This is a genomic window from Micromonospora sp. NPDC001898, from assembly GCF_042891255.1.
In the GTDB taxonomy this organism is placed as follows: domain Bacteria; phylum Actinomycetota; class Actinomycetes; order Mycobacteriales; family Micromonosporaceae; genus Micromonospora.
In genome coordinates this window covers 26,480-39,160 of record NZ_JBIATC010000010.1, presented here as the reverse complement: position 1 = coordinate 39,160, position 12,681 = coordinate 26,480, and the positions used below count along the sequence as shown (strand labels likewise).

At 72.6% G+C, this 12,681-nt stretch carries 10 protein-coding genes; 8 read left to right on the top strand and 2 right to left on the bottom strand.

Annotated features, from left to right (window positions below; all coding sequences use genetic code 11):
- Positions 1 to 662 precede the first annotated feature (662 nt).
- Complete coding sequence (locus ACFYZF_RS20985; protein WP_387023198.1) at positions 663 to 4,943, top strand: S8 family serine peptidase; 4,281 nt, start codon at positions 663 to 665, stop codon at positions 4,941 to 4,943.
- Between the two features lie 90 nt (positions 4,944 to 5,033).
- Here ACFYZF_RS20985 and ACFYZF_RS20980 read toward each other — a convergent pair whose 3' ends face one another.
- Positions 5,034 to 5,639 (bottom strand): winged helix-turn-helix domain-containing protein, encoded by a 606-nt coding sequence (locus ACFYZF_RS20980; protein ID WP_387023197.1) that lies wholly within the window; start codon positions 5,637 to 5,639, stop codon positions 5,034 to 5,036.
- Positions 5,640 to 6,146: 507 nt separating this feature from the next.
- Between ACFYZF_RS20980 and ACFYZF_RS20975 the strand changes: the two genes are divergently transcribed.
- From ACFYZF_RS20975 to ACFYZF_RS20945, 7 genes are all read left to right on the top strand, one after another.
- Entirely contained in the window at positions 6,147 to 6,731 is a 585-nt protein-coding gene (locus tag ACFYZF_RS20975) for a pyridoxamine 5'-phosphate oxidase family protein (RefSeq protein WP_387023195.1), read from the top strand.
- Between the two features lie 269 nt (positions 6,732 to 7,000).
- Positions 7,001 to 7,444 (top strand): hypothetical protein, encoded by a 444-nt coding sequence (locus ACFYZF_RS20970; RefSeq protein ID WP_387023193.1) that lies wholly within the window; start codon positions 7,001 to 7,003, stop codon positions 7,442 to 7,444.
- A gap of 500 nt (positions 7,445 to 7,944) precedes the next feature.
- Positions 7,945 to 9,177, top strand: a complete 1,233-nt coding sequence (locus tag ACFYZF_RS20965) for a PucR family transcriptional regulator (protein ID WP_387023192.1) — start codon at positions 7,945 to 7,947, stop codon at positions 9,175 to 9,177.
- A gap of 144 nt (positions 9,178 to 9,321) precedes the next feature.
- Entirely contained in the window at positions 9,322 to 9,525 is a 204-nt protein-coding gene (locus tag ACFYZF_RS20960; protein ID WP_387023190.1) for a hypothetical protein, read from the top strand.
- 293 nt (positions 9,526 to 9,818) lie between these two features.
- Positions 9,819 to 10,100 (top strand): potassium transporter TrkA, encoded by a 282-nt coding sequence (locus ACFYZF_RS20955; RefSeq protein WP_387023188.1) that lies wholly within the window; start codon positions 9,819 to 9,821, stop codon positions 10,098 to 10,100.
- Positions 10,097 to 10,477, top strand: a complete 381-nt coding sequence (locus tag ACFYZF_RS20950; RefSeq protein ID WP_387023186.1) for a hypothetical protein — start codon at positions 10,097 to 10,099, stop codon at positions 10,475 to 10,477. Before ACFYZF_RS20955 ends, ACFYZF_RS20950 begins: the two co-directional genes overlap by 4 nt.
- Positions 10,478 to 10,640: 163 nt before the next feature.
- Positions 10,641 to 11,924, top strand: a complete 1,284-nt coding sequence (locus ACFYZF_RS20945) for an NAD(P)/FAD-dependent oxidoreductase (protein ID WP_387023184.1) — start codon at positions 10,641 to 10,643, stop codon at positions 11,922 to 11,924.
- 37 nt (positions 11,925 to 11,961) lie between these two features.
- Here ACFYZF_RS20945 and ACFYZF_RS20940 read toward each other — a convergent pair whose 3' ends face one another.
- Positions 11,962 to 12,681, bottom strand: a complete 720-nt coding sequence (locus ACFYZF_RS20940) for a B3/4 domain-containing protein (RefSeq protein ID WP_387023182.1) — start codon at positions 12,679 to 12,681, stop codon at positions 11,962 to 11,964.

Below are 12,681 nucleotides of genomic sequence, written 5' to 3'. Positions count from 1 at the left end.
CCGGGGGGGGGGGGGCGCCCCCCCCCCGGGGGGGGGGGGCCCCCCCCCCCCCCCCCGCGGGGGGGGGGGGGGGCCCCCCCGCGGCCGCGATCAGCCTGCGCAACTCGTCGAGGTCGGCCACCAGCAGCAGCGGCGCGATGCCGTCGAGGTGCTCGGCGAGCCGGATCCGTTCGGCCGGCGACGGTGTCACCGCGATCACCAGGGGGAACGGGCTGCCCGTCCCGTCGAGCCCGTCAGGCGTCGTGCTGTCGTCGTCCTCGGTCACCGCACCCACCCGGAAACGATGGGCAATTTCTGCCCGACTTGGTCATTGCCGTGACAGTAATTGTCAAACCCGCCGCCAGGCGGGCAACTCCTAGCGACAAGTTGCTCACGTGCCGTGCTTGATCGTTCATCTTTTTCGATCATAGTGTCCACACAGGTAGCCGGCGTGACCCGCACGGCGCCTGGGGGCCTGGGGGGTTCGTTCATTCGGGTGTGATCCAGACAGGAGATGGGTCTTTTGCGCCCTTCGCCATGGCTCGATTAACCGCGGGTCGTTTCTGGAGGAGACAGCACCGATGCTGAGACGTCCACACGGGACGCGCCTGTTCAGGCGCTTGGCGAGCGCGGGTGCCGCGATCGCCCTCGCCGCAGCAGGTTTGGCGACAACCGGTTCCGGAGTGCAGGCCGCACCGGCGGACAAGATCCGACCCGACCTGATGAACCAGCTCCAGGCGAAGAGCGAGAGCGACTTCTGGATCCGCTTCACCGACCGGGCCGACCTGAGCAAGGCCAGCGCGATCAAGAACTGGACCGAGCGGGGCGCGGCGGTCGCCGACGCGCTGCGCAAGACCGCTGTCGACAGCCAGACCAAGATCCGCGCCGAGCTCGACGGCTCGGGTGCCAAGTACCAGTCCTTCTGGGCGACCAACGCCATCAAGGTCAGTAGCGGCTCCCTGGCCATGGCGCAGAACTTCGCCGCGCACGCCGAGGTCGAGGGCGTCTACGCCTCGACGGCCTACGAGCTGCCCAAGGTCACCAAGGAGGCCGACGCGAAGGCGGCGAACGCCCTCGAGTGGGGCATCGCCAACATCAACGCCGACGACGTCTGGTCCGAGTACGGCGTCACCGGCGCGGGCATCACGGTGGCGAACATCGACACCGGGGTGCAGTTCAACCACCCGGCGTTGGTGGGCGCGTACCGCGGCAACAACGGCGACGGCACCTTCGACCACAACTACAACTGGTTCGACGCCGCCGGCGAGTGCGCCACCGCGCCCTGCGACAGCGACGGCCACGGCACGCACACCATGGGCACGATGGCCGGTGCCGCCGGCGCCAACCAGATCGGTGTCGCGCCCGGGGTCAAGTGGATCGCGGCGAACGGCTGCTGCCCGAGCGACGCCGCCCTGGTCACCTCCGGCCAGTGGATGCTGGAGCCCACCGACCTTGAGGGCGAGAACCCGGACGCCAGCAAGCGGCCCAACATCATCAACAACTCGTGGGGCACCACGCTGCCCTCCAACGACCCGTTCATGGAGGATGTGACGCTGGCCTGGGCCGCGTCGGGCATCTTCGGGACCTGGTCCAACGGCAACAAGGGCTCGGCCTGCCAGACCAGTGGCTCACCGGGCAGCCGGACCAGCAACTACTCGACCGGCGCGTACGACGTCAACAACAACATCGCCAGCTTCTCCTCCCGGGGGTCCGGGCAGGACGGCGGGATCAAGCCCAACATCTCGGCGCCCGGCGTCAACGTCCGCTCCAGCGTTCCCGGCAGCGGCTACGCCAGCTACAGCGGCACCTCGATGGCCGCGCCGCACCTTGCGGGCGCGGTCGCGCTGCTGTGGTCGGCGGCACCCGCGCTGGCCGGTGACGTCACCGCGACGCGCGCACTGCTGGACAACTCGGCGATCGACAAGGCCGACGCCCAGTGCGGCGGCACCGCGGACGACAACAACGTGTACGGCGAGGGCCGGCTCGACGCGCTCGCGCTGCTCGACGCCGCCCCCATCGGCGAGACCGGAACCCTGGCCGGCAAGGTCACCAACGCGGACACCGGTGCCCCGCTGCCGGGCGCCACGCTGGCCATCACCGGCCCGGCGGCCCGCGAGCTGACCACCGGGACCGACGGCACGTACTCGACCCTGCTCCCGGTCGGCGACTACCAGGTCGCCGTCACCGCGTTCGGCTACGCGAGCAAGACGGTCCCGGCGACGGTCGCCAAGAACGCGACCACGACGATCGACGTCACCCTGACCGCCGTGCCGAGCGTGACCGTCAGCGGCTCGGTGACCGACGGCTCCGGACACGGCTGGCCGCTGTACGCCAAGGTCAGCGTCGTGGGCCTGTCGGTGTCCGACTACACCAAGCCCGCCACCGGCCGGTACAGCTTCAAGCTCCCCGCCGGCGCGACGTACCAGGTCAAGGTCGAGCCGCAGTACCCGGGCTACCAGACCGTGACCAAGGATGTCGTGGTCGGCTCGGGCAACGCCGTCCACAACGTCGCCGTGCCCGTCGACTCCACCGCCTGCACCACGGCGCCCGGATACAAGTACGGCTCCGACGGCGTGTACGAGACCTTCGACAGCAACCGCGTACCGGCCGACTGGTCGGTGGTGGACAACGCCGGCACCGGCCAGGTGTGGGACTTCACCGACGCGGGCGACCGGGGCAACCTCACCGGCGGCGCCGGCAACTTCGCGATCATCGACAGCGACAACTACGCATCCGGCGGACGGCAGGACACCTCGCTGGTCAGCCCGGTCGTCGACCTCACCAACGTCGCGACCCCGGTGATCCGGTTCAACCAGGACTACAACTGGCTGAACTCCGACCGCGCGGACGTCGACCTCAGCCTCGACGGCGGTGCGACCTGGGCCAACGTGCTCCGGCAGGCGGCGGACGTCCGTGGCCCACGGGTGACCCAGATTCCGATCCCGCAGGCTGCGGGCAAGTCGGAGGTCAAGGTCCGGTTCCACTACTACGAGGCCTCCTACGAGTGGTGGTGGCAGGTCGACAACGTGCTGATCGGTAGCGCGGTCACCTGCAAGCCGACCAACGGCGGCCTGGTGCTCGGGCACGTGCGGGACAAGAACGACAACGGCTACGTCAACGGCGCCACCGTCACCAGCGACGACAAGCCGACGGAGGCCGCCACCACCGTGGCCACCCCCGACGACACCGTCCTGCCGGACGGCTTCTTCTGGCTGTTCTCGTCGCAGACCGGCGAGCACCCGTTCACCGCGAGGGCCGGCAACTACGTCAGCCAGACCAGTCAGGTCGACGTCCAGACCGACTGGGCCACCGCCGTCACCTTCCAGCTCGCGGCCGGCCGGCTGTCGGTGCAGCCGGCGGCGGTCACCGCCACGGTCCGGATGCCCAGCGGCAAGGCCACCAAGACCGTCACGGTGACCAACACCGGCGGCGCCCCCGTCAACGTCAAGTTCAGCGAGCGGGACGACGGGTTCGAGCTGTTGCGGGCCGACGGTTCCCGGCTGACCAAGCAGCAGATCCTGGGCTCCGCTGGCGCGCCTCCGCAGCGGCTCACCGCCGCCACGTCGTTCGCCGCTCGGGCGTCGGACAAGGCGAGCACGGCCACCTCCGCCCCGGTCGGCCCGCAGGCCCTGCCCTGGACGGACATCGCCGACCACCCGACGAACGTGATGGACAACCGGGTGGTCAGCCTGGACGGCAAGGTGTACTCGATCGCCGGCGGTAACGGCTCGGCGTCGAGCGCGAAGAACTACGTCTACGACCCGATCGCGCAGAGCTGGAAGCCGATCGCCGACCTCCCCGGCGCGCGTAACGCCGTGACGGCGGGCGTCGTGGACGGGAAGATCCTCGTGACCGGCGGTTGGGGGGCCTCCGGCCCCGACGCCGCGACCTGGTCGTACGACCCGGCGGCCAACACCTGGACCAAGAAGGCGAACAACCCCGCGCCGCGGTCCGCCGCCGGCCAGGCGGTCGCCGACGGCAAGCTGTACGCCATCGGCGGGTGCACCACGGCGAGCTGCACGCCGATGTCGAACGACGTCGTCCGGTACGACCCGGGCAGCGACAGCTGGGAGGCGCTGCCCGACTACCCGAAGGCGGTGGCCTTCCTGTCCTGTGGCGCGATCGGCGGCATCGTCTACTGCGCCGGCGGCAACGACGGAACGGCGGCGCAGAAGGCCGGCTACGCCTTCGACCCGGGCACCAACGCCTGGACCGCGATCGCCGACGCGCCGGTCGACAACTGGGCCAGCTCGTTCGCCGTCGCCAACGGCAAGCTCCTGGTCGTCGGCGGTTCGCAGGGCGGCGCCATCACCAACGCCGGCTTCGCCTACGACCCGACCGCCAACTCGTGGTCGAACCTGCCCAACGCCAACACCGCCCGGTACCGTGGTGGCGCGGCGTGCGGCTTCTACAAGGTCGGTGGCTCGTCCGGTGGCTTCACCGCCACGGCGGACAGCGAGGCCCTTCCCGGTTTCGAGGAGTGTGCCGAGGCTTCCGCGGACGTCAGCTGGCTGACGATCGACAAGACGGCGGCCACCCTGGCGCCGGGCGAGAAGGTCACGCTCACCGTCGGGATCGCGGCCACCGTGGACCAGCCGGGCACCTACTCGGCGTCGATCCTGATCAAGGAGGACACCCCCTACACGGTGCAGCCGGTGTCGGTGAAGATGACCGCACAGCAGCCGACCACCTGGGGCAAGCTGATGGGTACGGTCACCGGGACGAGCTGCCAGGGTGCCAGCGCGCCGATCGCCGGCGCGTTGGTCCAGGTCGACTCGTGGGCGACGTCGTTGACCTTCACCACCGACGCCGACGGCCGGTACGCCTACTGGCTGGACAAGCGGAACAACCCGCTGACCATGATCGTCGCCAAGGACAACTGGAAGCCGCAGACCCGGCAGACGAAGATCACTACCGCCACGCCCACGGTGGAGAACTTCGCCCTGTCCCCGGTCCGCTGCTGACAACTGACCGCTGACGAACAGATCCGGCCCGCCTGGTCACCCGACCGGGCGGGCCGGACCCGTTCCGGGGATGGCGAACCGGCCTCGCGGTCAGTTCACCGCGAGGCGGAAGCCGACCCCACGCACCGTGTGGATCGTCGCCGAAGTGCCCAGCCGGACCAGCTTCCGCCGGACCCTGCGCACCACCGAGTGCAGGTCGGAGCCCCGGCCCAGGTGTTCGGTGCCCCAGACCTCACGGTGCAGCCGCTGGTAGCTCCAGATGTGTCCGGGCGTGCCGACCAGGCAGCGTAGAAAGTCGTGCTCCAGCGGGGTCAGGTCGATCTCGCGGCCCCGCCAGCACAGCACCCGGCGGTCCGAGTCGACGCTCAGCTCCGGCGTCGACGTACCGCCGACGGCCACCGGCTCCGCCGGCTCGGTCCGTTCGGTCCGTTCGGTCCGTTCGGTCCGTTCGGTCCGTTCGGTCCGTTCGGTCCGTTCCGTCCGCTCGGCCCGTTCGGTGGGCTCGGCCCGCTCGGCTGGCGTGGACGCCATCGGCTGCACGGCGTCGGGCCGGCGGACCATCCCGAGGAACCGCCGCGCCTGGTCGACGCTCGACACGATCAGGAACGCCTCGGTGCCGCCGATCAGCTGCGCGAGTTGCCGGCGATGCGCGGGTGAGGAGGCGATGCCGATGACCAGGGACGCGATCCCGCTCATCCTTCGCCCTTCCCCCATTCACCGCTCACGCGATGCTGTCTTCCTGACGCCGCTCGATCGCCTGGTGGCGGCGGTGTGGTGGAAACGGGGGCAAAGCCGGTCGACGCACCGACAGTCCGCAGTGGGTCGGTGACGCCGTGGTCGCTTCCCGAGCATCGGTATAGTAATGCACGTCTATGCAGCCGGCCTGCCCCGCGCCGGTTGCCCCGACATGCCCCGGCGGGCGCGAGCGACGGCGCCGGCAGCGTCGGCATCGACATTGATGGATAACATGTCGGCGCTTGCCTACGCGAGCGCTTCTGCGGGGCCGCGGCAATCGCCTCCGCCGGCTACGGCGGGGGTGCTGCCGCCGTAATGGCAATCAGCCGTATAGACGTGGGCCCCGCGCGCTGCAGATACTTGCCTGGTAGTGATCAGGCTACGCCCGGTGACGCGGAAGGTCGTGGCCGCCCGGGTGAGCACCATGACGGAGCGGGTGCCGGCATCCGCTTGCAGGAAGGGACAGCCGTGGACTACGCGGACATCGTGCACCTGGTGAACACCGACCCGGTGGCACAGACCCTGTTGGAGTCGCCGGTCGCGATGCGGCTCGGGTACGTGGGACTGGACGGCCACCCGCGCACGGTGCCGGTCGCCTACCTGTGGAACGGCAAGGCGTTCGTCTTCGCCAGCCCGACGACCGCGTACAAGGTGAAGGCGATCGAGGCGCACCCGCAGGTGTCCTTCAGCGTCGACACGTACTCGGCCGAGGTGCGGAGGAAGGTGGCGGCGAAGCTCGGGGCGGATCCGGTCGCCGACTACACGCCCGTTGTCATGCTGGTGCGCGGCACGGCGTCGATCGAGCTTCGGCCGGGGGTCCCGGACGAGCACGTCGAGGCGTCCTGGCGGATGTTCGCGGACAAGAGCCTGGCGCCGGGGTGGGAAAGCCAGAAGCGCGCGCACACGACGGACATGGTGGTGGTCACGATCGTCCCGACCCACATCACGCTGTGCGATTTCGTGACGCGCTTCCCGCCGCCGGTCGAGATCAACGCCCCCGCCCACAATCCCGCCCACGGAGGGGCCGACAGCTCGCCGCTTCCCGTCGACTGACCAGGCGCCGAGCGCAACGGCCCGCGGCGGCCGTCGCCGCCGTCGGCTCCGGTGCCAGGGCGTGGCGGGCGGTCCCGCTCACCGCCGACGATGCCACGCTGGATGTGGTGGGGCACAGCGCCGATCCGCATCCCGGGCTGCCTCTGGCAGGGCCGGCGCCGTGGGCTGAACGTCGAGGACCGCGCGCCCTGTGGGCAATCTTCGATGCAATTGGATACCGTCCCGACACCTGGATGGCAACGATGCCCATCCATGTCTTCGAGGTGTCTGTGTCCAAAGGTCATGCCCGGGGTTCTGTCGGCGCGGCGGCGCTGACCGCGTTGCTCGTGCTCGCCGCCCCCACCACCGCCGTCGCGGCGCCGGCCGGGGCCGCCGGTCCCACGTCGCCGACCGGCGATGTCACGGCGGCGGTGACCGCCAAACTGCTCGACCAGGCGGCGAGTGCCACCGACCCGGGGCTTCGGGCCGCCGGGGCGGACGACACGCGCGTCACGGTCACCCGGCGCGACGGCCGGACGTGGGCGTCCGGTACCGCCGTCGTCGTCGCCCCGGCGAAGGAGGGCGCGTACCCGGCGGGCTGGGTGTTCGTGGCCCACCGGGACAGCGCCGGCTGGCGGATCGCCTTCGACGGTGAGTCCGCCTTCGCCGATCTCGCCGCCGATGCCCCGTCCACGGTGGTGTGGGGTACGCGGTCGCCGACGGCTCCACCGTGACGATCTCCTGCTCGGCCAACGGCACCCACGCACACCGGCCGGTGGGGCACCACGGCGCTGTGGAACAGGCTCACCGACGGCACCTGGATCAGCGACGCGTACATGTGGACCGGGGTGAACGGAACGGCCAACGGCTGGTGCTGAGAGCGCACCGGTGCGGTTCCGGGCACGCGGCCCGGAACCGCGCCGGCCCGACGATCTGGCTGCCCCAGGCCCGGTACCGGTCGGCCGGCGACGCGCTGACGGGTCATGGCGCTCACCCCCCGCCGTTGTGTTGGTCGAGGACGCGGGGGACCGTAGCAGACGGCGCGGTTTGCTGGCCGCGACAATCCCGGCAGAGGCGCCGCAGCCGGGGCTAGACTGCCGGTGCGCGGCAACGAAGCGCCGGGCGTCCGGGCGCTCTCGCCCGCCGGGCTGACCGTGGTCGTCCGGGACCGCAGGCGGTTCTGCCGCCGGGACCGCGGCGCGCCTGTGGCGGTCACGCGTGAAGGCGAGGCGGAATGGCGGACAGCATTCGGCGTCCCGAGGCTGCCGCCGCGCCCGAGGACCGTTGGCTGGCCGAGGTGGCGGCGGGCGCGAGCCGCGATGCCGGCGGGGTGGATGTGCGACTGCTGGGGGAGTATCTGCCGATGCTCGCCGACGCGGCGGTGCACGGACGCCGCCCACGGCGCGAGGAACTGGACGTGGTGGAGGCGCTCGGCAGACGGGCCGCGGAACAGGGCATATCGGCGGGACGGGTGGTGCAGCTGTACCTGTCGGCGGCCCGCCGACTGTGGCACGACCTGCCGGCCGTGGCGCGCTCGCGCGACTGCGAGGCGGTGCGGGTCGCGGCGACCGCGGTGCTGCAGGTGGTCGACGACGCGGTGGCGACCCTGGCCGAGGGCTACGCGGTGGCGCGGCGCGACCTGGTGCGCCGCGAGGAGACGCTGCGGCGAGAACTCGTCGACGACCTGCTGCGCGGCGATTCCGACCTGGGAGCGCTGGTCGAACGGGCCGAGCCGTTCGGTCTGGACCTGGCCCGGGCGCACCGGGTGGCGCTGGCCGCGCCGCGCCGCCGGCTGCCCGACGCCGACGCGGCGATCAGCGCGCTGGAAGCGGTGATCTTCGACCGGCTCGGCGACCGCGACGTGCTCGTGGCCACCAAGGAGGGCCTGCTGGTCGTCATCGCCCCGGCCGAGGCGACCACCGCGCAACGGGTGGCGCCGTCTCCCGAGCCGAGCGGCGAGTTGGGGCGGCTGATGCACCGGGAGCTGACCCGGCTGCCGCGCGGGGGCGCGTGGCGGATCGCGGTGGGCCGGGCCCATCCCGGGCTGTACGGCATCGCCCGCTCGTACGAGGAGGCACGCGAGGCGTTGTCGATGGCGGGACGGTTGCAGGTGACCGCCCCGGTGGTCGACGCCCACGACCTGCTGGTGTACCGGGTGCTGCTGCGCGATCAGCCGGCGATCGTCGACCTGGTGCAGGCTGTGCTCGGCCCGCTGGTGAACGCCCGGGGCGGCGCCCAGCCGCTGCTGGACACCCTGCGGGAGTACTTCGACACCGGGGCGGTGGCCACCGAGTCGGCCAAGCGCCTGCACGTGTCGGTACGCACCGTCACCTACCGGCTCGATCGCGTCCGGCGGTTGACCGGCTACCACCCCGCCGACCCGGCCCACCGGTTCACCCTGCAGGCGGCCGTGCTCGGCGCGAAGGCCCTCAACTGGCCGGCGCAACCCCTGCCGACCTCCGGCTGAACGTCGCCGACCCGCCGGCCGGCGCCGCACAGAAATCCGGCCCGGCGTTCGGTCCGCCTGACGGGGTCGTGGCGGACACGAGGCGGCTCCCGCCAGCGCAAACACCGATCGGGTACGGCCCGTGAGGTGGGCTATAGTCGCCGCATGCACGCCGGGCACGCCTACCTCGGCGTCGACGAGCGTAGACCGCTGTCGACGCTGTTCGTGCTGGCCGTGCTCGTGGTCGTCCTCTGCGCGGCACGGGCGGTGGGCCTGTGCATCGTCTTTCGACTGGGCCGCCGTGCCGTGCCGGGCTGTGTGCCGGCCTGGTCCGCCGACCGCGCACCGCCGCCGCTCGCCGCCGCCTGACACCTGCTCGCCGCGCACCGACCGCGACCGGGCCGGTCGTTCGTCCGGGTCTGCGGCGTCGACGGCTCGCGTCGACACCTGCCCGCGCGGCGCTGCCAGGTGCTCGCGTCCTGCCGGCCCGTTGACCTGCCGGACCTAGCCGGCCCCGCCGGCCCGGTTCCTCATCCACCCACCGGTCTCGGCACGTCAGCGGGGTGTACAGCGGCTCCGGCGCGCCCGATCGTCGGCGAGCCCCGCGTGGCCGCCCAGCCGACCCCACGCCTCATCGGTCACACCTTCTGCGGAGCTGCCCCATGGAAGTAGAACGCACCCCACTGCCCGGTATCGGCCTACGCCACTGCTTCACCACGGAGCACGGGCGCCGGGTCGGTGTCGTCACCCACCACGTCGGCGGCCGTCGCGACCTGGTACACGACGACGGCAGGGACCCGGACAGCGCCTGCAGCCTGACCCTGACCCGCGCTGAGGCGATCGCGCTCGCCGGGTTGCTCGGCATCCTCGACATCGTCGACGTGGCCGCCGGCCCGGCCCGCAGGGGCGCCGACCAGGAACCGCCGACCGGGCCCGGATCGTGACCGCCGCCCCGCGTGCTCCCCGTCGGCCGCGAGAGGAGAACGGGGCGCGGAGCCGTCCGGTCAGCCGGCAGGGCGAGCTCGACGTGCTGCGGATGGTGCTGGAGGAGCAGTACGCGCGACATCACACCCAACTCGCCCTGCTCGCCCGGCAGGACGCCCGGCCAGACCACCCGGCCGCCGGCACGGACACCGCCGCGGCGGTGACGGCCGCATCGCGTCGCGCGCTCGACGACCTCGCCTGCGCCCTGCGCCACCTGGACCAGGGCCGGTACGGCACCTGCCGACGATGCCGGACCGACATCCCCATCGAGTGCCTGGCCCACCGGCCCGCCGCGAGGTTCTGCCCGCGCTGCGACGCTGCGTCCGCCCGCCGTTGAGCCGGGCGGCGGGGGCCCGGCGCTGCCAGCCCAGATTGCCGGGGGTCGGCAAGGTGGCCGCCCCAGCTTGACCGGCGGCGGCCCTGGCCGGGGCGGGTGGCGTGCGGCCATGGTTGGCCCATCTGCGGCCGGGCGTGTGCCCGCCCCAGGAAAGGAGCAGGCAATGTCACCGGGACCCGAGCAGCAGCACGCGCCGGCGTTCGTGGCCGGCACACCGCGTGACGTCGCGGTCGTCGGGGCCGGGATGGTCGGTCTGTCCACCGCCTGGTTCCTGCAGGAGGCGGGCGTGCACGTCACGGTGTACGAGCGGGACCACGTGGGTGCCGGGGCCTCCTGGGGCAACGCCGGGTGGCTGACGCCGGGGTTGACCGCGCCGCTGCCGGAGCCCGCGGTGCTGCGGTACGGGCTGCGGGCGGTGCTCAGTCCCCGGTCGCCGGTGTACCTGCCGCTGCGGGCCGACCGTGGCCTGTTGCGGTTCCTCACCTCGTTCGTGGCGCACAGCACGGCGCGGCAATGGCGGCGGGGGATGGCCGCCTACGTGCCGCTGAACGAGCGGGCACTGGAGGCGTTCGACGTGTTGGCCGCGGGCGGGGTGGCCGCGCAGACGTCCCGGACGAACAACTTCCTGGCCTGCTTCGCCGGGGAACGCGACGCGCGGGGCCTGCTGGCCGAGCTGGAGCAGATCCGCGACGCCGGCCAGGAGGTCAGCTTCCACCCGGTCACCGGCTGGCGGGCCCGCGCCCTGGAGCCGACGCTGACCGACCGGGTGGGTGTCGCGATCCAGATCTACGGTCAGCGCTACCTGGATCCGCCCGAGTTCGTGCGCTCCCTCGCCGAGGCGGTGCGGGAGCGCGGCGGTGAGATCGTCGAAGGCGTCGAGGTGGCCGACCTGCGGCCCGGGTCCGGTGGCGTCTCGGTGCGCTCCGGTGCCGGCGAGCGACAGCACGACGCCGTGGTCGTCGCCACCGGCGCGCTGCTCGGGGGGTTGGCCACCCGCTTCGGTGTGCGGCAGCCGGTGCAGGCGGGCCGCGGTTACAGCTTCAGCGTGCCGGTCCGGCAGATGCCGCGCGGCCCGCTCTACTTCCCGAAGCAGCGGGTGGCGTGCACGCCGCTGGGCGATCGGCTGCGGGTGGCCGGGATGATGGAGTTCCGTCGTCCCGGCGACCCCCTCGACCCGCGGCGGATCACCGCGATCGTCGATGCCGTCCGCCCGTTCCTGACCGGCGTGGACCTCGACGACCGGCGCGACGAGTGGGTCGGCTCCCGGCCCTGCACCCCCGACGGGCTGCCGCTGGCCGGGGTCACCGCCTCCCCCCGGGTGTTCGTCGCCGGTGGCCACGGCATGTGGGGCATCGCGCTCGGCCCGATCACCGGCCAGTTGATGGCCCAGACCGTGCTCAAGGGGGAGGTGCCGCCGGAGTTGGCGCCGTTCGACCCGCTGCGCTGAGCACGCCACCCACGCGGGGTGGGCCGCCCGCACCCACCTACCCCGGGTGCGGGCGTGCCGGGTGCTCTCCGGCAGCTCCTCCGCCCCCGGTCGGGAGCAGCGCCGTGCGACCCCGCACCGACCAGGCGTCGGCGAGCTCCACCACCAGGGTGTCCAGCAGGTGGGGCACGTCCGTCGCGGCGTGGGCGTGCACTCCCTCGACCACGATCAGCACCGACCGGCTGGTGGCCCGGATCGCCGACCAGCCGCTCTGCCGGCTCGTCCAGCGCCGGGAGTGTGCCCGTCCCGCCCCGTCCGTGAAGATCACCTCTCCGGGCTCGGGGTGTTCGGGGTCGCCGGCGAGGGTGAGGTACTCCTCGTCGCCCCGGGCGGGCCGCACCTCGAGGTCGCCGTCGATCCGCTCGACGTCCAGGACCGCGATCGGGATGGCGTACGCCAGCGAGACCGCGTTGCACAGGTCGACCAGCGGGTGCAGCCGGGGCAGGGCGCCGTCGCGGCGGAACCGACGCAGCAGCGACTCCGCGGCGCACCGGTATCGGGTCGGCGGCAGCCCCATCCGGGCGAAGACCCGCCGCCACGCCTGGATCTCGGGGAAGCTGGCCTCGGTGCCGCCGGCCAACCGGACCCGGGCCGTCGCCAGGTGCCGGGCCACCGCCGTGGTCACGTCGGCGTCCGCGTCGACCCCGTCGACCGTGATCGTCCCGGCCACCAGCTCCGGGTGCGCCGACCGGATCTGCGGCGCGTGCTCGAAACGCAT

Excerpts from the sequence above, each read along its gene's own strand:
- ACFYZF_RS20965 (WP_387023192.1), top strand. The coding sequence starts at position 7,945 with ATGGCGGACAGCATTCGGCGTCCCGAGGCTGCCGCCGCGCCCGAGGAC.
- ACFYZF_RS20940 (WP_387023182.1), bottom strand. The coding sequence starts at position 12,681 with ATGCGTTTCGAGCACGCGCCGCAGATCCGGTCGGCGCACCCGGAGCTG.
- ACFYZF_RS20955 (WP_387023188.1), top strand. The coding sequence starts at position 9,819 with ATGGAAGTAGAACGCACCCCACTGCCCGGTATCGGCCTACGCCACTGC.
- ACFYZF_RS20980 (WP_387023197.1), bottom strand. The coding sequence starts at position 5,639 with ATGAGCGGGATCGCGTCCCTGGTCATCGGCATCGCCTCCTCACCCGCG.
- ACFYZF_RS20945 (WP_387023184.1), top strand. The coding sequence starts at position 10,641 with ATGTCACCGGGACCCGAGCAGCAGCACGCGCCGGCGTTCGTGGCCGGC.
- ACFYZF_RS20960 (WP_387023190.1), top strand. The coding sequence starts at position 9,322 with ATGCACGCCGGGCACGCCTACCTCGGCGTCGACGAGCGTAGACCGCTG.